Raw genomic sequence first — 22074 nt, 5'->3', positions numbered from 1 at the left:
ACTTCATGAAAGACGGGATGTTCATCTTCGACGCGGTGATCCACCGTTTCGACTTCCGGGAGTCCAACCAGAAGCTCAACACGCCTGTCGTGGACGGCTACATCGGGTGGGTCAGGGGACTGGTCGACGGGTGGGCCACCGAAGCGAACCCCGGCAACCCCGACGTGTTCGTCGACGGCAAGCTGGACGAGCTCACCGAGGCTGACTTCCTGTTCGACAACTCCGACACCGACATGGCGATGGTCCAGACGGTCCCGCTGCTCGACTACTGGGAGACCGGGTCGGCACCGGCCGATGCGCAGGCGGAGCTCGCTGCCGCGTACCCCGACAAGATCCTGTTCTGTGGCGGCGTCGACCCGCTGATGCAGGGCGTGCGCGGAGCGCAGCGGGAGATGGAGCGCCAGGTCGAGGAGCTCGGGGCGAAGAGCTTCAAGTTCTACCAGGCGCAGTCGCGGCACCTGAAGTGGCGAGCGGACGATCGCGCTCTGGTCTACCCGCTCTACGAGAAGGCCCAGGAGCTCGGGGTCGACTACATCCAGTTCCACAAGGGTGGGGCGATCGGCGACCAGCACGTCGAGGACCTGCGCTCGCTCGACATGCAGAGTCCGGCCCAGGACTTCCCGGACCTGACCTTCGGCCTGCACCACCTCGGCTTCCCCTACCTCGACGAGACGTTCGCCGTCGCCAGCAGGCACGCCAACATCGTCATGGTCCTGCCGCTCTGGTTCAACCAGTACCTGATGCAGCCGCGGCCCATGCTCGAGGTCCTCGGAAAGGCGCTCTACGAGATCGGTCCGGACCGCCTCCTGTACGGCTCCGAGGCCTTCCTGTGGCCCCGCGTGCAGAACTTCATCGACGCGTTCAACGACCTCGAGATGCCGCAGGACCTCCAGGACGGGTGGGGCTACCCCGCGGTCACCCGCGAGATCAAGGAGCAGGTCTTCGGGCTCAACGCGGCCCGAATCCTGGGAATCGACGTCGAGGCGTTCAAGAAGACCGCGCAGGAGACGACCGCGGAGGAAACCGCGGGTGACCCGGTGGGTGCGTTGTGAGCGAGGAATCGACGTCGCAGCAGGCCGACCAGCGCCTGATCGCGGTGGAGGAACTCTTCGACCGGGAGATCCGTCCGCTTCTCGCTTCCCACCTGGGCGGCGCCAACGTGACGGGCATCGACGATCAAGGTGCGGTGCAGATCGAGTTCACCGGCGCGTGCACGGTCTGCGCCTTCCGGCGCAACACGATCGTCGGCTCGATCTACCCTCGGCTGCGCCACGTCGAAGGGGTGAACAGCGTGTCCACCCCGGGTGTCGCGATCACCGTCCAGCAGCAGCACCGGATGGCGGCGATGTACGACAACTTCGAGGCCCGCGCGAAAGAGCGGGCCGAGCAGAGTCCCTCTCACCACGAGTGCCATTCCGCGTGAGGTGAGCGCAGGCTCGTCGGTTCCACCGCCGCGACCGACTGACCAGGCGGAGGGACCGGGCGATCCTGCGCGCCCACGTGACGAGGACAGGAGCAACCATGGGACGACGTGGCCCTGCGTTCGAGGAGTACGCCGACAGGTACCGCCACATCGCGATGGAGCGGGACGACGGCGTGCTGCAGGTGACGCTGCACACCGACGGCCAGAGCCTGGCCTTCGGCATCGCCGTACATGAGGAGCTGGGCTACGCCTTCGCGGACATCGCCGACGATCCGCACAACCAGGTCGTCATCCTCACCGGCACGGGTGACGACTTCTGCAGCGAGTTCGACACCAGCGGCATCGAGAGCGTGACGCCCCGGGTCTTCGACGACCTGATGTACCACGGCCGCCGGTTGATCGACTGCTACCTCGCGGTCGACGTGCCGGTGATCGCGGCTGTCAACGGTCCGGTGAGGTTCCACTCGGAGCTCGCCGTGCTCGCCGACATCGTGCTCGCCTCGGACACGGCGACGTTCCAGGACGGGTCGCACTTCACGAACGGTGTCGTCCCCGGCGACGGGCACCATCCCTTCTGGACGCATGCCCTGGGGTCGAACCGGGGCCGGTACTTCCTCTTGACCGGCCAGGTCCTCGACGCCCGGACCGCGCACGATTACGGCGTGGTCAACGAGGTCGTGCCCCGGGACCAGCTCGTGGACCGGGCGTGGGAGCTGGCGCGCGAGGTGGCGGCGAAGCCGCGGCTGGTGCGGCAGTACACACGCCGACTGTTCACGAACGAGCTCAAGCGACTGTCGCACCAGGATCTCGCGATGGGCTTCGCCCTGGAGGGCCTCGGCCAGCTCGACTCGTGGAACGCGGCCACCCTCGACGGCCACTGATCGAGCCGGCTCCCTCTTCGAAAGGACCAGCATGTCCGAATCGTCCGCGCCAGAACGGCTGAGCGGCAAGGTCGCGATCGTGACCGGCGCCGGAGGCGGGATCGGCCGCGAGCACGCCCTCCTGCTGGCGCAGCAGGGAGCTCACGTGGTGGTGAACGACATCGGCGTCCGCGAGGACGCGAGCGCCGAGAGCGTCGTCGCCGAGATCCGGGCGGCCGGCGGCGAGGCGACGGCGAACGCCGAGTCGGCCACCTGGGACGGGGCTGCGGCGATTGTCGAAGCGGCCGTCGAGAGCTATGGCGGCGTCGACATCCTCATCAACAACGCCACGTTCACGAGGTTCGGTGACACCCGCGAGTACGACGAGGCGAGCTGGGACACCACCTTCGACGTCAACCTCAAGGGCTACTTCGCCATGACGCAGGCGGTGGCTCCTCAGATGATCGCCAGGGGCGGTGGCGTCGTCGTCAACACCAGCTCCGCGTCCGGGTACGGCGCCCCTGCCCATGCCGCCTACGCCAGTGCCAAGGAAGGGGTGCTCGGGCTGACCCGGTCCGTGGCGCGTGAGCTCGGACGGTTCGACGTCCGGTGCAACGCGATCCGGCCAGTCGCGGCGACCAACACCGGGGGGAGCTTCGAGGGTCGAGCCGGGAAGTGGGCGAGGATGTTCGAGCTCACCATGGACCGCCGGGTCTTCTCCGCGGTGCAGGCCATGGCGTCCGATCCCGGTCTCATGGCGCCGCGCAAGGTCGCTCCGCTCGCGGTCTGGCTCTGCACGGACGCGGCCACGGACGTCAACGGTCAGGTCTTCGAGATCCACGGCGACACCGTCAACCGCGTCGACGCCCCTCAGCCTGTCCGCACCGTCTACCGCCAGGGCGGCTGGGACCTTGACAGCTTGGACCAGGTCGCCGCGACGTCCTTGGTCGACGGCTTGCGCAACGAGTTCACACTGAACGACCACCCGGACCTTCGCGACCGGGGCTACTGAAAGGCTGATCATGGTGGGACGGGTCGAGGGAAAGGTCGCGCTCATCACCGGCGCCGCCCGCGGGCAGGGGAGGTCACACGCGGTGCGGCTCGCCGAGGAAGGAGCCGACATCATCGCTGTCGACCTGTGCCGGCAGATCGCGTCGGTCGACTACGCGCTCGCGACGGAGGACGATCTCGCCGAGACCGCCCGGCTGGTGGAGGGCCTCGGTCGACGCGCCATCACCCGGCGGGTCGACGTTCGCGACGGCGAGGCTCTGCAAGCGGCAGTCGCGGACGGGATCGCCGAGATGGGACGCATCGACATCGTGTCCCCGGGTGCCGGCATCCTCAGCTCCGCCCCGACGTGGGAGCTCACTCAGGAGCAGTGGGACGACCTGATCGCGGTGAACCTGACCGGTGTCTGGCAGACCCTGCGGGCCGTCGTCCCGGCGATGCTGGCCCAGGGACAGGGGGGATCCATCGTGCTGACCGGGTCGGCCTCCTCGTTGATCGGGTTTGCCAACCTGGCGCACTACGGTGCGGCGAAGCACGGGGTGCTCGGGCTCATGAAGGTCCTCGCGCTGGAGCTCGCGCCGCACTTCATCCGGGTCAACACGGTCTGTCCCGGCGCCGTCGAGACGCCGATGGTCGCCAACAGCGGCACCTACGAGCTGTTCGCCGGAGGCCGGGCAGGAGCCACCTTCGAGGACGTTGTCGGTGCCATGACGAACATGAACGCGATGCCCATCCCCTGGATCGATCCAGTGGATGTCTCGAATGCCGTGCTCTACCTCGCATCTGACGAGTCGCGTTACGTGACCGGTGTCGCCCTTCCCGTGGACGCCGGCAACATCTGGCCGCACAAGATCCCTCACGCGGCGACCTGATCGCCCGTGGCCGCCACGCCCTGCGCGGTCGTGGACCCGGTGACGAGAGTCATTCCCAACAAAGCGTGCCCGCGAGGAGGTTCCTGCGATGCCCCGACGTGCGGCGCGCGACGTCGTCCAACCGCTGGTCATCACAGTCGACGGCCGGAGCCCGTCGATCGACGTGTCTGCCTGGATCGCGCCGACTGCGGCCGTGTCAGGCTCGGTGACGATCAGGTCCGGTGCCTCCGTCTGGTACGGCGTCAGCGTCCGCGGTGACCTCGAGATCATCGAGATCGGCCGCGACAGCAACCTGCAGGACTGCAGTGCCCTCCACGCCGACAAGGGCATTCCTCTGCGGATCGGAGACTCCGTCTCCGTGGGGCACGGCGCGGTGCTCCACGGGTGCCAGATAGGGAACCGTGTCCTGGTCGGGATGTCCGCGACCGTGATGAACGGTGCCGTGATCGGGTCGGACTCGATCATCGGCGCAGGTGCGCTCGTGACCGAGGGCACGAGGGTCCCCGCCGGGTCGCTCGTGCTCGGCGCCCCGGCCAAGGTCATCAGGGCGGTGACCGACGAGGAGAAGCTTCGGATTGTCAACAACGCCGTTGACTACGTCCGGTTGGCGAAGGCCCATGCTCGGGCACTCGCACCCCCGTAGTCGCCAACCGGGTCGAAGACCATCCACCGCAGAGCGAAGCGCTTCCTCAACCAGCCGGCAATTGCTGAAGCCTCGTGGTGGGAGATCGCAGCAGAGAGCCCGGACCAGGGCAGGTTGCCTGCCTGTCCAGCCTGCGGACGGTGAAGCCGATCTCGGCCTTGGCGACGGCTTTTCGCCAGATCCGGCCGCGGAAGGTGTTGCGGGAGATCGGTCCGCCGCCGCTTCAACCTATAAGGTTTAGGTTGTGGCCTATGGAGATGCGGAAGAAGTCGTGATGCAGCGAGTGAGGCTCAGCCCCGAACGCGTCGCCCGCGGCGGTGCGGAGCTCGCCGATGAGATCGGGTTCGAGCAGGTGACCCTCTCTGAAGTGGCTCGACGCTTCGGCGTCAAGGTCGCGAGCCTGTACTCCCACGTCTCCAGTTCCCACGACCTGCGCACCCGGATCGCTCAGCTGGCCCTGGTCGAGATCGCCGACCGCGGAGCGCAGGCGCTGGCCGGACGATCCGGTCGCGATGCGCTCATCGCCCTCGGCGACACCTACCGTGACTACGCTCGCGAGCACCCGGGCCGGTACGCCGCCACCCGATACCCGCTCGACACCGATGAGGCCTCGGTCAGCGCCGGCCGACGCCATGCCGACCTGATGCGAGCCGTGCTTCGCGGCTACTCCCTCGAGGAGACCGACCAGACGCACGCGGTCCGACTGCTCGGGAGCGTGTTCCAGGGCTTCGTGACCCTGGAGCTCGCGGGCGCCTTCGCCCACAGCGAGCCGGAGCCCCAGGAGAGCTGGTCGCGCGCCCTGGACGCGCTCGACGGCGTGCTGTGCGGCTGGCCCAGTCCCGATCCGACGTCACGGAAGACGACATGACCCAGGACCTGCTCACCACCCCCATCACCGCCGACCTCGTGCAGGGGTGCCTCGAGACCGAGCAGACCGAGGCCGGCCTGCTGCCCCACCGGTTGCCGGCCTGGGCACGCGCTCAGAGCTCCGACCCCCAACTGGCCATGGTCGAGGCCCAACCGTCCGGGGTCCGCCTGGCCTTCGGCACCCGAGCGACGCGTATCGAGCTCGACACGTTGCCCACCAAGCGGGTCTACGCCGGTGCACCGCCCCGCCCCGATGGGGTCTACGACCTCCTGGTCAACGGGCGGTTGGCGGGCCAGGGCAGCGTGGCCGGTGGCAGCACGATGACCCTCGACATGATGACCGGTTCCATGACGATCGAGGCCGGACCGCCCGGGACCGTCTGCTTCGACGGCCTCGAGGGTGATCTCAAGGACGTCGAGATCTGGCTCCCCCATGACGAGACGACCGAGCTCGTGGCCTTGCGCACCGACGCGCCGGTCGAGCCCGCGGCGCCGAACCGTCGCCGTACCTGGCTGCACCACGGCAGCTCGATCAGCCACGGTTCCAACGCCACCTCGCCGACCGGCACCTGGCCTGCCGTCGCAGCCAGGCTCGGCGAGGCGGCGCTGCACAACCTCGGCTTCGGAGGCGGCGCCCTGCTGGACCCGTTCGTCGCCCGGGTGCTGCGCGACACGCCCGCCGACCTGATCAGCGTCAAGCTCGGCATCAACCTGGTCAACACCGACCTGATGCGGCTGCGCGCGTTCGGTCCCGCGGTCCACGGCTACCTCGACACGATCCGAGAGGGACACCCGGAGACGCCGCTGCTGGTCATCTCGCCGATCCTGTGTCCGATCCACGAGAACACCCCCGGCCCGGCCGCACCCGACCTGGCCGCGTTCGCCGAGGGCCGCCTGGCCTTCGTGGCCACCGGCGACCCCGACGAGGTGGCCAGGGGCAAGCTCACGCTGAGTGTCATCCGCGCCGAGCTCGCCCGGATCGTCGAGCAGCGTGCGGTCGAGGACAAGCACCTGTTCTATCTCGACGGTCGCAGGCTCTACGGCGACGCCGACACCGAGGAGCTCCCGTTGCCTGACCGGCTCCACCCCGACCCGGCCACGCATCGACGGATCGGAGAGCGGTTCGCCGCCCTCGCCTTCACCGACGCCGACGCGCCCTTCGGGCTGCACGCATGACGCGCTGACGCCGGCGAGATCCGCAGGGCCTTCGTCACCAGGGCCCGTCCGATCACTGATGCTGTGCGCTACCTGCTAGCAGGAACGCCGGATGGACGCTGGCGGTGATGACCCACACTGCTCCGCCCCGGGATCGTGGGAGACACGAACAAGACGGCGGGTCGGGAGATCCGGGCACCGCGTCGACGCCGCGGCCCGTTCCCAAACTTCCATCGCTCGCCGTGTCACACGTCGCCTTCTCAGGATGAGTGGCGCCAACCGAGGAGTTCACATGCATGACCCCAACGAATCAGCGGCACCCGATCGTCGGCCGGCCACCGGGGCTGTGGCGCGAGCACGTGGCAGGTGGGCGCTGATCGGGGTGCCCGCCGTCCTGGGCGCACTGGTCGTCGCGTCCCAGACGTGGCCGGCCCCCGCCGCTCCCGTGATGGCCCAGCCTTCCTCGGGGAGGCATCTCCGCCTCCCGGCCGCGGTGCCGCCCGCTGGACAGACGTGGATCGAAGGCGTCGTCACCGATCAGGCCGATCACGCTCAGGACAACGTCAACGTCGAGGCGTGGCCCGCCGATCCCGCGGCGACCGCACCAGTTGCCTCAGCCCTGACGTACGGGGGTTCGCCGAGCAACCCGGGGTACACCAACGGCTTCTTCATGCTCCAGGTGCCGAGCGACCAGCCCTACCGCATCGTGTTCTCCGCCGTCAGCGGCAAGGAGGACGGCGACCAGTTCCGCATGAAGCGCTACGGCGGGGGCCGTCCGATCATGGTGCGCAACCTCGCAGCGGCGACGGGGCGGGTCCGCAACCTGGGAGCCGTTGCGCTTGCCCGGCAGGGACGAGTCGCCTCTGCGACCAGGGCGGTCCTGTCCCGGGCCAGGATCACCTCCCCCCAGCGGGCGAAGGTCAGGGTCACCCTCACCAGCCCGTTCGTCACGAACGTCACCGGCAGGGTCGTGGTGCGTGTGGCCGGCAGGCGAGCAGCTGAACGCGTGACCCTGAGGGAGCATGGCAAGGCGGTCGTGACGCTGCCCCGGGTCAAGCGGCCCGGCACCTACCAGGTGAGGGTCTCGTTCACCGGGAGCGGCACAGTCCTCGGATCCAGGGCCAAGCCCGTCAAGCTCGTCATCCACAAGCGTCGATAGGCGACCAACGAGAGCCGCCCTCGACCTTTGGATCGTCTCAGCCAGAGGTCGGGGGCGCCGCAGCAGTCACCTCGCGAAGATGCGCCCGATCGCCGGCGGTACGTCGCGATGCGAGCCGATGGGCAGCAGCATGCCGTGGCCCGCGCGGGCCAGGTCTCGGCCGAGCTCGACGTCCTTCTCGCCGGTGGTGTCGAGCAGGACGTCGAGCCGCGGCAGCCCCGCCGCCCACAGCCGCGGATCCGGGCCGGCGTTGTGCACGCAGTCGGACAGCAGCACGACCCGCTTGTCCAGTGATGAGGCCCGGGCGAGCTGATCGGCGGCCACCTGGAGCGGGAACGCGACATTCGTAAGCCCGCGAGCGGGCATCGCCAGCACCGAGTCGAGCAGGGCCATCGGACGGACGGGTTGGCCGAGTTCGAGCAGTACGGCGGCGTCGGACCAGAACGCGACCACGGCGAGGAGGTCGCGCTGGAGCTCGCTGGCGATCGCGGCCATCGTGGCGGCTGCGGTCGTGACCCGCTCGCCGCGCATGGAGCCCGAGATGTCCAGAGCCAGCACCACCGAGCGCCTGGTGCGGGCCCGGTCCCGGATGACGATGTCGTGAGGCTCAGGGAAGGGTCGTTCGGCGAGCTGCTCCAGGGTGCGGTCCAGGTCGATCTCGGCCGATCCGCCGTCGCGGTAGGGCAGGCTGCGCAGCTCGCCGCTGCCGCGACGAGCACTCGGTGAGCGCGGTGGTCGGGGGATCAGCAGCCGAGCAGCGATGCGGCGGGCGAGGCGCCGCGCCTCAGGGTCTGCCACCAGTCGCTCGATCGGGGCCGGCAGGGCGGTCGCGTCGTCCTCGGTGGGGCCCGGAGCGGAGCCGCCCCGGGGTCTCCCTGGCGGGGGAGGACCCTGGCCCGGCACCAGCAGGGGCACCAGGGATCCGCCGGCCGAGGGTGAGAACAGCTGCGGTGGCTCAGTCAGCTGCTTGGGCTTGCGGCGCAGGGGCCGCTGGGGGGACCGTTCGCGGCGGCGCCGGGTCGGCGTACTCGCCTCGATCGTCCTTCAACCGGGCTCAGCCTCGGCCGGGTCCAGGATGAAGTGGTCCTCCCAGATCTCTCGCAGCACCCGTTCCGGTGTGGTCTCGGCCGCCTCGTCCACGTGGATGCGTCCCGAGAGGGCCACGGTCATCGCGTCGAAGAACGCCGTGCGGTAGGTCTCCTCCGAGGAGGAGTGGGCACGCATCGCCAGGAGGCTGTCGAGCACGAAGAGAAGGTCGATGGCGCCACGAACACTGCTTCCCTGGCGCAGATCCGCGTGCTCGCGGGTGGCCCGGGTGACCGCCACGCAGTCCGCCACCTGTCGGCGGTCCCGCGCTCCCGTGCGTAGCGCCACGACGTCCCGTTCGGCGTCCTCCGGCTGGTAGCCGATGGCGAGTCGGCACATCCGGTCGTGCACGCTGGTGGACAACCGGGTGGTGCCGATGTTGTCGAAGGGGTTCATGGAGGCGATGACCCGGAACGTCGGCCGAGCGCTGACGACGCCGACCCTGGGGATGGAGATCTCGCGGTCGGCCATGGCGGTGAGCAGGGTGTTCACGGTGTCCTCCGGGGCCCTGTTGAACTCCTCGATGTAGAGGAACCCGCCATCCCGCATGGCCTGGACCAGCGGACCGTCCACGAAGTTGTCGGCGCTGTAGTCCTCCTTGAGGACCCGCGCCGGGTTGTGATGGCCCACGAGCTTGGAGGGCGTCAGGTCGGCATTGCCCTCGACGAAATGCAGGTCGATGCCCCACTCGGCCGTGATCGCCTTGAGGATCGTCGTCTTGCTGGTGCCCGGTGGCCCCTCGAGGACCAGGTCACGTCCGGACGAGACAGCGGCCAGCACCAGCTCGAGCTCATGGGTGCGACCCACCAGCTGCTCGGCGATGCGGTTGCGTGCCTCGTCGATACGGACCGACGCATGCGCCGGACCCAGCGGGGCGGAGGTCCGGTCCGTTCGAGCTCCCGGGCGGGGGCCGACTGTCGTCATCAGGGCTACCAGTCTGTGCCCGTGGCCAGGATGCCCTTGGCGATCACGGTGCGCAGGATGTCGCTGGTGCCTTCGCCGATGGCCATGAGCGGAGCGTCGCGGAAGTAGCGCTCGACCTCGAACTCGGTGGAGTAGCCGTAGCCGCCGTGCACGCGCATCGCGGCCAGCGAGGCGCGCAGCGCGACCTCGGAGGCGAAGAGCTTGGCCATGCCGGTCTGCATGTCCGCCCGGCTGTTGTGGTCGAGCTGATCGGCGGCCCACCAGGTCAGCAGCCGGGCAGCCTGGGTCTCGGTGGCCATGTCGGCCAGCGTGAGCTGGATGGCCTGGAAGTTGCCGATCGTCTGGCCGAAGGCCTCACGCTCGTTCGCATACTTCAGCGCCGCGCCGAGGGAGGCCTCGGCCACCCCCACCGCCCGTGCGGCCACGTTGATCCGTCCGGACTCCAGCGCGGACAGGGCTTGCTGGAGGCCGCGTCCCTCGACGCCGCCGAGAAGGTTCCGCGCAGGCACCCGCACGTGGTCCAGGGTGATCTCGCAGGACTCCGGGCCCTTGTAGCCGAGCTTCCCGATGTCGCGCTGCACCTCGAACCCGTCCATGTCCTTGCTCAGCAGCAGGAAGCTCATGCCCCGGTGCCTCGGGGTCGCCGACGGGTCGGTCTTGACCAGCACGGGCAGCGGATCGGCGTACCGCGCGTTGGTGATCCAGGTCTTGGTGCCGGTGACGATGTAGTCGTCGCCGTCCTTCACGGCCGTGGTCGAGATGCCCTGGAGGTCCGAGCCGGCGCCGGGTTCGGTCACTGCGAAGCCGGTACGCCGCTCGCCGGAGGCGAATTGCGGCAGCAACTCGGACTTCTGCTCCTCCGTGCCGCTCTGCGCGATCAACCGGCACGTGACCGAGTGGCTGCCGAGGATGCCGGCCACCCCCATCCAGCCGCGCGCGATCTCCTCGAACACGATGGCCAGCGAGACCTGGTCGAGGCCGAGCCCGCCGTACTCCTCCGGCACGTTCATGCCGAAGAGGTCCATCGCCTTCATGCTCTCGACGATCTTGTGCGGGTAGGTGCCGCTGCGCTCCAGCTCGCCGGCATAGGGCCTGATCTCGGTGTCGACGAAGTCGCGCACCGTCTGCCGGAAGGCCTGCTGGTCAGGTGAGAGTGAGAAGTCCATCGTGTCCTCGGGTGGGTGGGGAGGCGTGCGCTCAGGCGAAGTAGCCCAGGGGTGGATCCTGGGTCGGTTCGGAGGCCGGGGTGGCCCCGAAGGCGCCCTTGTCAGACAGGGAGGTGACATGGTCCTCGTCGTAGCCGAGGACCGATCCGAGCACGTAGTCCGCGTCCTCGTTGCGGCGCGGCGCCCGGCGGAACCGGCCCGCCGTGGGCATCGGTTCGCCGACCCGCACGGCACTCACGATCTGGAGCACGCGCCCGAACGAGGGATGATCGGTCTCGGCGATCAGGTGGCGAGCCGCCACCTGCGGGTCCTGCAACGCCTCCGCGATGGAGTTGACCGGGGCGCTCGGCACTCCCGACAGCGCCAGGAGCGGCAGCCACTCGGCCTTCGTCCGCTGGAGGAACCGCTCCTCCAGGATGGCCAGGACCTCGTCGCGATGGGTGTAGCGCTCGGCCAACGTCGCGTAGTCGTCGTTCTCGGCGAGCTCGGGCAGACCGATCGCCTCGACCAGCTTGGTCCAGAAGTGATCCTTGGCGCAGCCGACGACGATCCAGCCGTCGGAGGTCTGGAAGTTCTGGAACGGCACGATCGAGGGATGGGCCGAGTGCCGGGTGCGCTTGGGCTGGTAGTCCGCGCTCAGGTTCCACGTGGCCAGATAGGTCAGCAGCGAGATGGCGTTGTCGAAGAGGCTCACGTCGCAGTCGCTGCCCTGTCCGTCTCGGCGGGCCACGTGCAGGCCTACGAGGATGGACATGGCCGCCACATAGCCGCCGCTCCAGTCCACCAGTGACAGCCCGGACTTCGAGGGCGGCCCGTCCGGTTCGCCGGTGACATCCATCCACCCGGCCAGGCCCTGGATGATGTAGTCGTAGCCCGGCTCAGCGGCCCGCGGCCCGGTCGTCCCGAAGCCGCTGAGCGAACAGCAGACGATCGTGGGATTCAGGTCTCGCAGGTCCTCGTAGCGGATCCGCATCTTGGCCGGTACGTCGCCGCGCATGTTGGAGAACACCACGTCGGAGCTGCGGACCAGGTCCTCGAAGACGTCACGGCCGGCGGCACTGCTCAGGTCCAGGCTGATCGAGCGCTTGTTGCGGTTGAGCGACTCGAAGAACAGGTTGTCCTCGCCGACCTGGAACGGGGGGACATAGCGGCCGATGTCGCCCTTCGCGGACGGATCCTCGATCTTGATGACCTCTGCGCCGAGGTCGGCCAGGTGCATGGACCCGAAGGGCCCGGCGCCGTACTGCTCGATGGCGATGATGCGGACGTCTGCGAGGGGCAGCGCTCGCGTGGGCTCGCTGCCGTTCAGCGCCGTCATGACCGACTGCGATGGGGGCCGGTGCCATCGTCGCCGCCCGCACCGGTCGACCAGTCGATCGCGACATAGACCTCGAAGAGGTGGTCCAGGTGGGCGTGCATCGCATCGACCGCGGCACCCGCGTCACGCGACTCGATCGCCGAGAAGATGACCTGGTGCTCGGCATTGACCTTGTTCCAGAAGTCCCGCGGCGCGGCACCACGGTTGAGTCGCGTGCGCATCACGTCGAAGATCGGACGCGCCATGACCTCCATCATCCGATTGCCGGAGGCCCGCAGGATCTCCACGTGGAAGTTCGAGTGCTCCATCTTGGCGCCGGGGGTGGTCGTCGGCTGCGCGGTCGCGGCGATGGCTGCGAGGCCCGCTTCGTCGAGGCGCTCGGTGGCCAGCCGCGTCGCCGGCAGCTCGAGGTACTTGCGCGCCTCCAGCAGTTCGGCGATCGACATCCGGTCGGACCCGGCCAGCAGGCCGATGCTGGTCTCGAGGTAGCGGCTCACGGTGTCGGCGTCGGGTGTCACGACGAACGTGCCGCCCTTGGCTCCGCGCGTGGTGGTCAGCAACTGCTGGGAGGCGAGGATGCGCAGCCCCTCGCGGACCGTCGTACGTCCCACGCCGAAGAGCTTGGCGAGGTCCCCCTCGGTCGGCAGCCGTTGACCAGGCTGCAGCTCACCGGAGACCAGCAGGTCGCGCAGCTGCTCGGCGACCTGCTCGTAGACCGGGCGGACCTTGGCGACCGACAGGTTCCGGGTGTTGCGCGTGTCGGACGAGGCGCCCGCAACGGCCTCGCCGGAGTCCTCCGCTGCCCCCGTGGGCACGGGTGCCGGATCGGAGGGCCTCACATCAGTTTCCCTGCTGGCCATCCTGGAGTCTCCCGTCACTGTGCGACCGATGCGGGCAGGGCGACCGGGGCCGCCGTGCCGTGCTTCGTCTACCCGATGTTCGTCGTGGTGCCCGGATGGGCACAGTTGCATGGTGGTGGCGCACCGTCCAGCCAGGGTGCGGCTCCGGAGGGTCGTCATCGCGGTCACTTCAGGCTCATCCCGGCATCGACGGGGATCATGGAGCCGGTGATGTAGCGCGCGTCGTCGCTGGCCAGGAAGGTGACCACCCTGGAGACGTCCGAGGCCTCGACCCAGGGGATCGGCAGCAGGTTGAGACCATAGTAGGAGTCCATCGCGTCGTCCACGGTGGGGGCCTCCAGGTCTGGCCTGAAGAGCTTGAACGTCGACTCGTTGACCAGGAGATCGGTGTTGACGCCCGTCGGATGGACGGTGTTCACCCGGATGGAGTGCTCGCCGAGCTCGACCGCCAGGCTCTTCATCAACCCGACAACGCCGTGCTTGGCGGTCGTGTAGGCGCCGAAGTGGGCCGCCGGGCGCAGCGCCAGGGACGAGGAGATCATCACGATCGATCCCCCGCGGCCGCCGCTCAGGAGGTGGGGGAGGGAGGCGTGCACCACGTTGAAGATCCCGGTCAGGTTCGTGTCGATGACCGAGGTCCAGTCCTCGAAGGTGCTGTCGGCGAGCGTGACGCCGGGACCGTTGATGCCGGCGTTGGCGATGACGATGTCCAAGCGCCCGAGGTCGGCGACCGACTCTTCGAGGAAGCCCGAGACTGCGTCGTGGTCGCGGGCGTCACACTTGGTGGCGATGATCCGGCGGTCCAGCGCCTCCACGAGTCGCACGGTCTCGGCCAGATCTGCCTCGGTGGACGGCGGGGCCCCCTGGGCGTGCACGGGCTCGCAGATGTCGAAGGCGATGATGTCGGCGCCCTCCCTGGCCAGGGACACGGCGTGCGAACGGCCCATGCCGCGGGCGGCGCCGGAGATGAAGGCCACCCGGCCCTCGAGTCGCCGACTCGTGGTGTTCTCCACAGCGTCTGTCATGGGGACTCCATCCTCAGGGGGCCGTCCACGGCCTGGGGGAAGTAGTTCTGCGCGATTCCCGAGGATCTTTTGGGGACCATCACCGAGCGCACCCAGCTGACGATCTCGGCACCGTCCTGGTTGAGGCCCCGGGTCTTCATCGTCACGATGCCCATGTCCGGTCGGGACCGGCTGGCCCTCAGATCGGTGCACAGCGACTCCGCGTAGATGGTGTCGCCGACGAACACCGGATGGGTCAGCCTGATGTCGGTCCACCCGAGGTTGGCGACGGCGTTCTGGCTCATGTCGAGGACCGAGAGCCCCAGCACGACGGCGACGGTGAAGCCCGAGTTCACGATCACCCGGCCCTGGGAGATCGGGTTGCTGGCGGCGAAGTGCGCGTTGAAGTGGTTCTGGTTCGTGTTGCCCGTCAGCAGCGTGAACCAGGTCGAATCGGCTTCGCTGATGGTGCGGCCGAGCGGGTGCTGGAACGTCTCGCCACGGGAGAAGTCCTCGAAGAAGCGCCCCAGCTCAGCCGGGTGTGTGAACTCATCGGAGGTCTTCGTGGTCATGCGGTGACATTAATTGTCTGACGTATGGGCGTCAAGACCAGTGGTTTCAGCATGGCACAGGGATCGGGGATCGTGAAGTGTCAGCGACCGCGAGATTTCCCCGGGTTCTGGGGTAGATCTCAGGCGCACATCTGGGCCAGAGTGTGGCGGGCGCCACAGCATTTCGTGAGGAACTGTTGACAACCGACTGCCCGTCCGTTCAAATGTCTGAGGTATGCAGCCGCCGCCGGTCGGGCGCGGTGAGCACAGACTGCTGGACGGCACCAGGAGCGCCTCGGGTTCGCGTACTGGAGGCAGTGCGACTTGCGGGTGTCGACCCTCGGCACCGCGCTGGACAACGAAGGGAACAGCGATGGACGACAGCGTCGGTGGGACGGAACCCAAGGGCCCGAGCGACTTCGAGCTCGCACGTCGAGATGAGGTCGGCTTCCTCGTCAACAAGGGGATGAGTCGTCGCGGCATCCTCAAGCGCATGGGGATCACCGCGGTGATGACCCCGCCGGTCGTCGCCGCCCTCTCCGCGTGCACGGGTGACAGCAAGAGCGACGTCGCGGCCAAGGCGAGCTCCGGGGCGCTGGCCGGCAACGGCAAGACGATCAAGGCCCTCGAGGTCAGCTTCGGCGACGTGATCCCCTGGTGTGTCCAGATCACCGACTCGATGCGCTTCTGGGGCAACATGTTCGGCGTCGAGCTCACCCACGTCGACGGCGGAGCCACGCCCGACAGTCAGGTCAAGGCCTTCGAGGAGGCCGCCAACCGGGACGACTGGGACCTCATCGCCGTGACCCCCGTCGCGCCCAACTCCCTGGCCGCGATCGCCAAGCAGCAGATCGACAAGGGCGTCCAGGTCATCCAGCAGGCCGTCGACATCGGCAAGCCCGGGGAGGACATCGGCTACCTCACCTTCATCCAGCAGGACTACGAGGAGGTCGGCTACTCCTTGGCCAGCGACCTGTTCACCAAGGCCGGTGGCTCGGGGACCTGCATCGTCACCCAGGGTGTGGCCGGAGCCTCGAACGTCGTCGGTCGCAGCAAGGGCGTGGCCAGGGCGCTCGAGCAGTTCCCGGACATGGAGCTGCTGACCGAGGCCTTCACCGACTACTCCGACGCGGAGAGCAAGCGGTTGTGGGACTCCTACGTGCAGAAGTACCCGGAGATCTCCTGCGCGGTCGAGCTGACCGCCGGCACCGCCGCCCTGAACGGTGCTCTTGCTGCACTGAAGAGCGCCGGGCGCGAGGGGAAGACGCTGATCGGGACGAACAACGCCGAGGACTTCGCCTGCCAGGCCGTCATCGACGGAGACATCTCCGCCACGATCCGTCACTCCTCCAACCTGCTGGGCATGTGGGCGGCCGTGATCGGGGCGCAGTACCTCAACGGCACCAACACCGACATCCCGAAGGACTCGTGGATGCCGTCGCAGCTGGTCAGCAACGTGACCCAGGCCGAGTCGATGCTCGCACTGCAGCAGAACGGGCTGAACCTGGTATGAGCACCACAGCGCCCGCAGTCATGCGCGTCGAGGACATCGAGGTGTCCTACGGCGGCGTGCATGCGCTGCGCGGCGTGACGATGGAGATCCGCGCCGGCGAGATCTGCGCCCTGCTCGGTGGCAACGGCGCAGGCAAGTCGACCCTGATGAAGTGCCTGACCGGCGTCGTCCAACCGGACGCCGGTCAGGTGCTCGTCGACGGCGAGCCCGTGCGGTTCACCGCACCCAGCCAGGCCATCGATGCCGGCGTGCGCGTCGTCTACCAGGAGCTTTCGCTCTTCCCCACCCTCTCGGTCGCCGAGAACATCATGGGGGCGCAGGGAGTGGGGCGATGGGTGAGCTGGAAGCGCGTCACCCGATCGGCCGCCGAGGCGATGCAGTCGGTGGGCGTGCACCTGGACCTCGACCACGAGGTCGGGCAGCTGCCCGTGGGCGAGCAGCAGATCGTGGAGATCGTGCGAGCCGTGCGCTCCGAGGGACGGGTCCTGATCCTCGACGAGCCCACGTCGGCGCTGGGACGTGCCCAGGCCGATCGGCTCTTCGAGCTCATGAACAACCTCGCCGCCGCCGGCAACGCGGTCGTCTTCGTCACCCAGGACTTCGGTGACGCCCAGCGGCACGCCGACGTCATCAGGGTGATGCGCGAGGGTCGGCTCTCGGAGGAGATCCGGCCCGCGGAGACGACCACCATGGAACTGATCCGGGAGGCCTTCGGCGCCGACCGGGACGTGCTGGAGTCGACGTACGAGGCTGGACGCGTCACGCTGCCCGCACGCAACGAGCAGCCGGTGACCCTCGAGGTCTCCGAGGTCGAGTGCCTCCCGATGGTCACCGACATGTCCCTCACCGCCCACCGGGGCGAGGTCGTCGGCGTGTACGGCGGCCTGGACTCCGGGCACCTGGCCTTCGCCGAGGCGCTGGTCGGGGCCAAGCACCGCTCCAACGGGCGGGTCCGGGTCGGTGACACGGTCGTCGCCTCGAACAGCCCCGCTGCGGCGGTGAAGTCCGGGATGGGCTATCTCTCGGCCGATCGCCGCGAGGCTCTCGCGATGAGCCACGACGTCGCCGACAACGTGACGCTCGCCAACCTGGGCCGGATGGCGAGATGGCTGGTGCCCACCCGCAAGGAGGAGGTCGCCACGGTCACCATGATCGAGGCGCTCCAGATCCGCAGCGCCCGGCCCCATGTCGCGGTCGACACCCTCTCGGGGGGCAACCAGCAGAAGGTGCTGTTCGCCCGCTGGATGCTGGTGGATCCCGAGGTCCTCGTCCTCGTCGAGCCGACCCGCGGCATGGACATTGCGGCCAAGAGCGATGTCATCCGGATCATCCGGGAGCGCGCCGCCGAGGGCACCACGGTCGTGGTGGTCTCCGCGGAGGCCGAGATCGTGCTCAGCGTGGCCGACCGCATCCTGGTGGCCCGCGAGGGCGAGATCACCCGCGAGTTCGTCGACGAGGACGTGTCGGTCTCCGAGCTCATCGAGGCCGCGTCCAGCTGAGTCAAGTCCACCACTGCCGCGGAACCATCGCGATCGGAGAAAAGATGTCGAGCCCCACGAGAACCCCCGACGACACGGACCGCCGTGCGCCCCGTGACAGCAGCGCCGGGTCGGTGGCCCGGCGCCTGGGATCGCGAGCGCTGCGCAATGCGACCCTGGTCGGGCCGGTGCTGCTCCTGGTGATCATGGTCATCGCGTTCTCGCTGACCACCGACTCGTTCCTCACCACCCGCAACCTGACCTCGGTGATCCAGAATAACTCCGTCATCGCCATCCTGGGCATCGGGCTCACCCTGGTGATCCTGCTGGGCGAGATCGACCTCGCCTTCTCCGGGATCGTGCTGGTCTCGGCCGCCTCCACGGGCCTGTTCTTCACCGGCACCGCCGTGGGCATCCCGCTCCTGGGCAGCGTCACTGTCGGCGGCGGGCCGATCGTCCAGACCCTGGTGGTGCTCGCCATCGGCCTGATCCTCGGGCTGCTCGTCGGCTGGCTGGTGGGCAAGATCGGCGTACCCAGCCTGATCGCGTCGCTGGCCGTGCTGCTGCTGGCCCAGGGTCTGGCCGTCTACTGGCTCAACGGGCAGGCGGCCTTCGACTTCCCCGACTGGGTGCTCTCGTTGGGGCACGACAAGTCCTTCGGCATCCCCAACATCGCGCTGTGCGCTGCGGGCGTGGCCGTCGTCGTCCACCTCCTGCTGTCCCGCACGATCTTCGGCCGTCATATCTACATGGCCGGCGCCAACCGCAGCGCAGCCCGCCTCAGCGGCATCAACACCCAGCGCCTGCTGTTGATGGTCTTCGCGCTGGCAGGCCTGATCAGCGCCATCGCCGGGATCTGCTACGCCGGCAACTTCGGCTCGGTGAACTCCGAGTCCGCCAAGGAGCTGCTGCTGCCGACCTTCGCGGCCGTGGTGCTGGGCGGGACCTCGCTGCTCGGCGGCTCCGGTGGTGTGAAGAACACCGTGGTCGGGGTGCTCATCTTCGCGGTCCTGGACAACGGGCTGCTGCTGCTCGACATCGACGTCTTCCTCCGTCCCCTGATGCAGGGGCTGCTCCTCGTGGTCGCGGTCATGCTGAACGTCGGCCTGTCCAGGCTCGCCACGTATGCCAACCAACGATCGGCAACAGACCACACCGTCAAGTCACTCGCCTGAGCGCGACCGAGAACAGGAGCTGCAGAACATGATGGACAGGGAATCGGTGTGCTTGACGTTCCAAGCACTCCGCCCGGAGGAAGCCGACCTCTTCCTGAGCGTGATCGAGGCCGTCCTGCCGCACACCCAGCCTGAGCTGGAGTTCCCGCGGCAGGCGTCGGCCCTCGTGCTCGACGCCCAGATGGTGGCCAACCTCGGTCTGCGTCAACTGGTGCTCGACGGCCTGCGCGAGCTCGACCAGGCAAGCATGCGGGCGCACCGGATCGGGTTCAGTGACCTGTCGACCGCGGACCGCACTGCGGCGCTGCGCGAGATCGAGGACACCGCGTTCTTCCAGACCCTGATCCACCTGGTGAAGTCCGACTTCTACAACCGCCACATCGTCTGGAAGGCGCTGGGCTACCCCGACCTCGACCGGGAGGCCGGCTACCTCGACCACGGGTTCGACCAGCTCCCCGTGATCGCGACGATCGGCTCCCCTGCGGACGAGGTGACCCACCGTGGCTAGGCAGCAGCAGTACGCCCTGAACGAGCCCGTCGACGTACTCGTCATCGGGACGGGCGCCGGCGGCGGCAACGTGATCCGCGAGCTGTGCCTCAACGGCGTGCAGGTCGTGGCGCTGGAGGCGGGACCACGATTCGAGCCCGAGCGGGACTTCGTCAACGACGAGCTGACCATGTTCAACAAGCTCAGCTCGACCGACGCGATCATCCCGGCCGGAGACGCCATCGGCGCCTTCCCCGTGTGGGCGGTCAAGGGCGTCGGTGGATCGACGGTGCACTGGACCGGCAACGCGCTGCGGGCCCGCGAGCACGAGCTGCGCGCCCGCACGGTGTACGGCGACATCGAGGGCGCCTCGCTGGCCGACTGGCCGGTCACGCTGGAGGAGCTCAACCCCTTCTACGACATGGCCGAGCGCTACCTCGGCGTGACCGGGCGGGTGCAGCCGCTCCAGACCACGAACGCCAACTTCGCAGCGATCAAGCCGGGCGCCGACAAGCTCGGCCTCAACATGCGCGCCACCCCCATCGGGGTCAACGCGCACGGGAGCTACGACGGGCGCGCGCAGTGCACCCAGCGCGGTCACTGCATGCAGGGCTGCTCCAACGGCGCCATGTGGAGCACCCTGACCGAGGCGATCCCGAAGGCGGAGAAGACCGGCTGGCTCGAGCTGCGCACCGGCTGTCAGGCCCTCACGATCAACCTCGACAGCTCCGGGCGCGCCACCAGCGTCACCTACGCCCGGGCCGACGGCACGATCGAGGAGCAGCGGGCCTCGATCATCGTGGTGGCCGGAAACTCGGTGAACACCCCCCGGCTGCTGCTCAACTCCGCATCGCCGCAGGCGCCCGACGGGCTGGCGAACAGCAGTGGGCAGGTCGGGCGCAACTTCATGTGTCACGTCACCGGGACGTCGTTCGCGCTGATGCCGCACGAGGTGCACGCCTACAAGGGCATCACCACCACCGGCATGATCGACAGCTTCTCCGAGAACCTCCCCGAGGAGGTCGGCTACGTCGGTGGCTTCAACCTCGTGACCGTGTCGATGGGGATGGCCACCCTGTCGATCTTCGGACAGCCCGGTTCCCTGATCTCGAAGCCGGGAAGCCGGGGCAACTGGGGCGGCGAGCTGGTCCACCTCATGGAGAACTACACCCGTCTCGCCGGCCTGCACTTCGTCGGCGAGGACATGCCCAACCCGAGGAACGGCGTCTCACTGCACCCCACGATGAAGGACGCCTTCGGCATGCCGGTGTCGGTGCTGGAGTACAACGACCACCCCAACAACGCCGCGATGCGTCGGCGGGGCTGGGACAAGGCCACCGAGATCTTCCAGGCCGCGGGGGCGGAGTCGGTGATGGAGGTGCCGCCGTTCCCCGACACGCACCTGCTCGGGACCTGCCGGATGGGCTCGGACCCGGAGACGTCGGTGGTCAACGGCTTCGGCCAGGCCCACGACGTGGAGAACCTGTTCATCGCCGACGGCAGCGTCTTCCCGACCTCGACCGCGGAGAACCCGTCCCTCACGATCTCGGCGCTGGCGATCCGCCAGGCCCACCACATCATGAGCGTGATGGCGGGCAACGAGGAGTAGGGGCTCGAAGCGCCCCCGACCAGAGCTGGACCTGACCCGACAAAGGAGTGATGGAAGTGACTGAACAGACCAACCACTGGCCCGACGACACGCGGATGGTGCTCACCTTGTCGCTGATGTTCGAGGCAGGCGCCCAGGTGTGGCCGGACTCGGTCTACCTCGGCCCGCTCGGTCCGATCGAGCCGGGCTACCGCGACATTCCCGGCGAGACGTTCTTCGAGTACGGCTGGGTCGAGGCCATCCCGCGGCTGCTCGACCTCTTCGACCGCCACGACGTCAAGATGACCTGCTTCCCGGTCGCCAGGGCCGCCCAGCGCAACCCGCACCTCATCAAGGACATGGTGGCGCGTGGCCACGAGGTCGCCGCACACGGGCTGACCTGGGTGCCGCAGTGCTACATGGAGGAGGCCGAGGAGCGGGAGTTCATCCGTCAGAGCGTCGAGATCATGACCGAGATCTCAGGCTCCCAGCCCCTGGGGTGGAACTGCTGGGGACTGCGCGGCACCGAGCGCACCCTCGACCTGCTGCAGGAGCACGGCCTGAAATACCACATCGACGAGGTGAACCGGGACGAGCCGTTCGTCCGGGTGCTGTCGAACGGGGAGCCGTTCGCCGTCGTCCCCTACACCCTGCACAACAACGACCTGCTCTGCTTCGAGGCGCTCAGCTACACCCCGCAGATGTACCTCCAGCAGCTCAAGGACGAGTTCGACTGGCTCTACCAGGAGTCGGCCACCAGGCGGCGCATGATGCCGCTCGCCTGCCACGACCGCACCCTCGGTCGACCCGGCCGGGTGAAGGTGATGAACGAGTTCTTCGAGTACGTCCTGAGTCACCCCGGCGTGAAGTTCATGCGCCGCGACGCCATCGCCGACGTCGTCCTCGACGAGTGGCGGGCCGACTCAACACGCTAGCC

22 protein-coding genes are annotated in these 22074 nt (G+C 68.5%); 15 read left to right on the top strand and 7 right to left on the bottom strand.

The features are described 5' to 3' along the window. Positions 1-5: 5 nt before the first annotated feature. The 9 genes from AB7I40_RS03745 to AB7I40_RS03705 all read left to right on the top strand — a co-directional run bounded on the left by AB7I40_RS03745 (position 6) and on the right by AB7I40_RS03705 (position 7987). Positions 6-1052: an amidohydrolase family protein gene (locus tag AB7I40_RS03745; protein WP_428343706.1), complete on the top strand. Its 1047-nt coding sequence runs from the start codon at positions 6-8 to the stop codon at positions 1050-1052. Next, positions 1049-1423, top strand: a complete 375-nt coding sequence (locus AB7I40_RS03740) for a NifU family protein (protein ID WP_428343705.1) — start codon at positions 1049-1051, stop codon at positions 1421-1423. The genes AB7I40_RS03745 and AB7I40_RS03740 overlap by 4 nt, the downstream gene beginning before the upstream one ends. A 98-nt stretch (positions 1424-1521) precedes the next feature. After that, positions 1522-2304 carry an enoyl-CoA hydratase/isomerase family protein gene (locus AB7I40_RS03735; protein ID WP_428343704.1) on the top strand — a complete coding sequence of 261 codons (783 nt, stop codon included), beginning with the start codon at positions 1522-1524 and terminating at the stop codon, positions 2302-2304. Positions 2305-2335: 31 nt separating this feature from the next. Next, a complete protein-coding gene (locus tag AB7I40_RS03730) occupies positions 2336-3295 on the top strand; it encodes an SDR family NAD(P)-dependent oxidoreductase (RefSeq protein ID WP_428343703.1) in 960 nt (319 codons plus the stop codon). 10 nt (positions 3296-3305) lie between these two features. Beyond that, on the top strand, positions 3306-4163 hold the full coding sequence (locus AB7I40_RS03725; protein WP_428343702.1) for a mycofactocin-coupled SDR family oxidoreductase: 858 nt from the start codon (positions 3306-3308) through the stop codon (positions 4161-4163). Positions 4164-4251: 88 nt separating this feature from the next. Continuing rightward, the gene (locus AB7I40_RS03720; protein WP_428343701.1) at positions 4252-4806 is read left to right on the top strand and encodes a gamma carbonic anhydrase family protein; all 555 of its coding nucleotides are present in this window, start codon (positions 4252-4254) and stop codon (positions 4804-4806) included. A gap of 274 nt (positions 4807-5080) precedes the next feature. Continuing rightward, positions 5081-5674, top strand: coding sequence for a TetR/AcrR family transcriptional regulator (locus AB7I40_RS03715; protein WP_428343700.1), 594 nt, complete (start codon positions 5081-5083; stop codon positions 5672-5674). After that, on the top strand, positions 5671-6849 hold the full coding sequence (locus AB7I40_RS03710) for a GDSL-type esterase/lipase family protein (protein WP_428343699.1): 1179 nt from the start codon (positions 5671-5673) through the stop codon (positions 6847-6849). The genes AB7I40_RS03715 and AB7I40_RS03710 overlap by 4 nt, the downstream gene beginning before the upstream one ends. Before the next feature lie 271 nt (positions 6850-7120). Next, entirely contained in the window at positions 7121-7987 is an 867-nt protein-coding gene (locus AB7I40_RS03705) for a hypothetical protein (protein ID WP_428343698.1), read from the top strand. Positions 7988-8053: 66 nt separating this feature from the next. Here the strand turns inward: AB7I40_RS03705 and AB7I40_RS03700 are convergent, their stop codons facing one another. The 7 genes from AB7I40_RS03700 to AB7I40_RS03670 form a co-directional block, all read right to left on the bottom strand. Then, the gene (locus tag AB7I40_RS03700) at positions 8054-8902 is read right to left on the bottom strand and encodes a vWA domain-containing protein (RefSeq protein WP_428347919.1); all 849 of its coding nucleotides are present in this window, start codon (positions 8900-8902) and stop codon (positions 8054-8056) included. A gap of 129 nt (positions 8903-9031) precedes the next feature. Beyond that, positions 9032-9997, bottom strand: a complete 966-nt coding sequence (locus tag AB7I40_RS03695) for an AAA family ATPase (RefSeq protein WP_428343696.1) — start codon at positions 9995-9997, stop codon at positions 9032-9034. Between the two features lie 5 nt (positions 9998-10002). Further along, positions 10003-11163 carry an acyl-CoA dehydrogenase family protein gene (locus AB7I40_RS03690; RefSeq protein WP_428343695.1) on the bottom strand — a complete coding sequence of 387 codons (1161 nt, stop codon included), beginning with the start codon at positions 11161-11163 and terminating at the stop codon, positions 10003-10005. Positions 11164-11194: 31 nt separating this feature from the next. Further along, entirely contained in the window at positions 11195-12481 is a 1287-nt protein-coding gene (locus AB7I40_RS03685; RefSeq protein WP_428343694.1) for a CaiB/BaiF CoA transferase family protein, read from the bottom strand. After that, on the bottom strand, positions 12478-13341 hold the full coding sequence (locus tag AB7I40_RS03680) for a FadR/GntR family transcriptional regulator (protein WP_428347918.1): 864 nt from the start codon (positions 13339-13341) through the stop codon (positions 12478-12480). The genes AB7I40_RS03685 and AB7I40_RS03680 overlap by 4 nt, the downstream gene beginning before the upstream one ends. Positions 13342-13505: 164 nt before the next feature. Further along, on the bottom strand, positions 13506-14366 hold the full coding sequence (locus AB7I40_RS03675) for a mycofactocin-coupled SDR family oxidoreductase (protein WP_428343692.1): 861 nt from the start codon (positions 14364-14366) through the stop codon (positions 13506-13508). Beyond that, positions 14363-14917, bottom strand: coding sequence for a MaoC family dehydratase (locus AB7I40_RS03670; RefSeq protein WP_428343691.1), 555 nt, complete (start codon positions 14915-14917; stop codon positions 14363-14365). Before AB7I40_RS03670 ends, AB7I40_RS03675 begins: the two co-directional genes overlap by 4 nt. Positions 14918-15269: 352 nt before the next feature. Between AB7I40_RS03670 and AB7I40_RS03665 the strand changes: the two genes are divergently transcribed. Genes AB7I40_RS03665 through AB7I40_RS03640 form a run of 6 tightly spaced genes read left to right on the top strand, consistent with a single transcriptional unit; the run spans position 15270 to position 22072 of the window. Further along, positions 15270-16409 carry a sugar ABC transporter substrate-binding protein gene (locus AB7I40_RS03665; protein ID WP_428343690.1) on the top strand — a complete coding sequence of 380 codons (1140 nt, stop codon included), beginning with the start codon at positions 15270-15272 and terminating at the stop codon, positions 16407-16409. Beyond that, entirely contained in the window at positions 16406-17908 is a 1503-nt protein-coding gene (locus AB7I40_RS03660) for a sugar ABC transporter ATP-binding protein (RefSeq protein ID WP_428343689.1), read from the top strand. Before AB7I40_RS03665 ends, AB7I40_RS03660 begins: the two co-directional genes overlap by 4 nt. A 44-nt stretch (positions 17909-17952) precedes the next feature. Beyond that, positions 17953-19062: an ABC transporter permease gene (locus AB7I40_RS03655; protein ID WP_428343688.1), complete on the top strand. Its 1110-nt coding sequence runs from the start codon at positions 17953-17955 to the stop codon at positions 19060-19062. A gap of 28 nt (positions 19063-19090) precedes the next feature. Beyond that, entirely contained in the window at positions 19091-19570 is a 480-nt protein-coding gene (locus AB7I40_RS03650; RefSeq protein ID WP_428347917.1) for a gluconate 2-dehydrogenase subunit 3 family protein, read from the top strand. Further along, complete coding sequence (locus AB7I40_RS03645) at positions 19563-21158, top strand: GMC family oxidoreductase (RefSeq protein ID WP_428343686.1); 1596 nt, start codon at positions 19563-19565, stop codon at positions 21156-21158. The genes AB7I40_RS03650 and AB7I40_RS03645 overlap by 8 nt, the downstream gene beginning before the upstream one ends. Positions 21159-21214: 56 nt before the next feature. Next, positions 21215-22072 carry a polysaccharide deacetylase family protein gene (locus AB7I40_RS03640; protein ID WP_428343685.1) on the top strand — a complete coding sequence of 286 codons (858 nt, stop codon included), beginning with the start codon at positions 21215-21217 and terminating at the stop codon, positions 22070-22072. Positions 22073-22074: the final 2 nt, after the last annotated feature.

This window comes from Nocardioides sp., from assembly GCF_050246775.1.
Lineage (GTDB): Bacteria > Actinomycetota > Actinomycetes > Propionibacteriales > Nocardioidaceae > Nocardioides.
Note: the sequence above shows the minus strand (reverse complement) of the source record. Positions and strands in the feature narration are given on the sequence as shown.

Coding starts and splice junctions, on each gene's coding strand:
- AB7I40_RS03665 (WP_428343690.1), top strand. CDS start 15,270: ATGGACGACAGCGTCGGTGGGACGGAACCCAAGGGCCCGAGCGACTTC.
- AB7I40_RS03715 (WP_428343700.1), top strand. CDS start 5,081: ATGCAGCGAGTGAGGCTCAGCCCCGAACGCGTCGCCCGCGGCGGTGCG.
- AB7I40_RS03690 (WP_428343695.1), bottom strand. CDS start 11,163: ATGGACTTCTCACTCTCACCTGACCAGCAGGCCTTCCGGCAGACGGTG.
- AB7I40_RS03685 (WP_428343694.1), bottom strand. CDS start 12,481: ATGACGGCGCTGAACGGCAGCGAGCCCACGCGAGCGCTGCCCCTCGCA.
- AB7I40_RS03675 (WP_428343692.1), bottom strand. CDS start 14,366: ATGACAGACGCTGTGGAGAACACCACGAGTCGGCGACTCGAGGGCCGG.
- AB7I40_RS03650 (WP_428347917.1), top strand. CDS start 19,091: ATGATGGACAGGGAATCGGTGTGCTTGACGTTCCAAGCACTCCGCCCG.
- AB7I40_RS03725 (WP_428343702.1), top strand. CDS start 3,306: ATGGTGGGACGGGTCGAGGGAAAGGTCGCGCTCATCACCGGCGCCGCC.
- AB7I40_RS03710 (WP_428343699.1), top strand. CDS start 5,671: ATGACCCAGGACCTGCTCACCACCCCCATCACCGCCGACCTCGTGCAG.
- AB7I40_RS03720 (WP_428343701.1), top strand. CDS start 4,252: ATGCCCCGACGTGCGGCGCGCGACGTCGTCCAACCGCTGGTCATCACA.
- AB7I40_RS03745 (WP_428343706.1), top strand. CDS start 6: ATGAAAGACGGGATGTTCATCTTCGACGCGGTGATCCACCGTTTCGAC.
- AB7I40_RS03705 (WP_428343698.1), top strand. CDS start 7,121: ATGCATGACCCCAACGAATCAGCGGCACCCGATCGTCGGCCGGCCACC.
- AB7I40_RS03670 (WP_428343691.1), bottom strand. CDS start 14,917: ATGACCACGAAGACCTCCGATGAGTTCACACACCCGGCTGAGCTGGGG.
- AB7I40_RS03660 (WP_428343689.1), top strand. CDS start 16,406: ATGAGCACCACAGCGCCCGCAGTCATGCGCGTCGAGGACATCGAGGTG.
- AB7I40_RS03655 (WP_428343688.1), top strand. CDS start 17,953: ATGTCGAGCCCCACGAGAACCCCCGACGACACGGACCGCCGTGCGCCC.
- AB7I40_RS03735 (WP_428343704.1), top strand. CDS start 1,522: ATGGGACGACGTGGCCCTGCGTTCGAGGAGTACGCCGACAGGTACCGC.
- AB7I40_RS03730 (WP_428343703.1), top strand. CDS start 2,336: ATGTCCGAATCGTCCGCGCCAGAACGGCTGAGCGGCAAGGTCGCGATC.
- AB7I40_RS03695 (WP_428343696.1), bottom strand. CDS start 9,997: ATGACGACAGTCGGCCCCCGCCCGGGAGCTCGAACGGACCGGACCTCC.
- AB7I40_RS03680 (WP_428347918.1), bottom strand. CDS start 13,341: ATGGCCAGCAGGGAAACTGATGTGAGGCCCTCCGATCCGGCACCCGTG.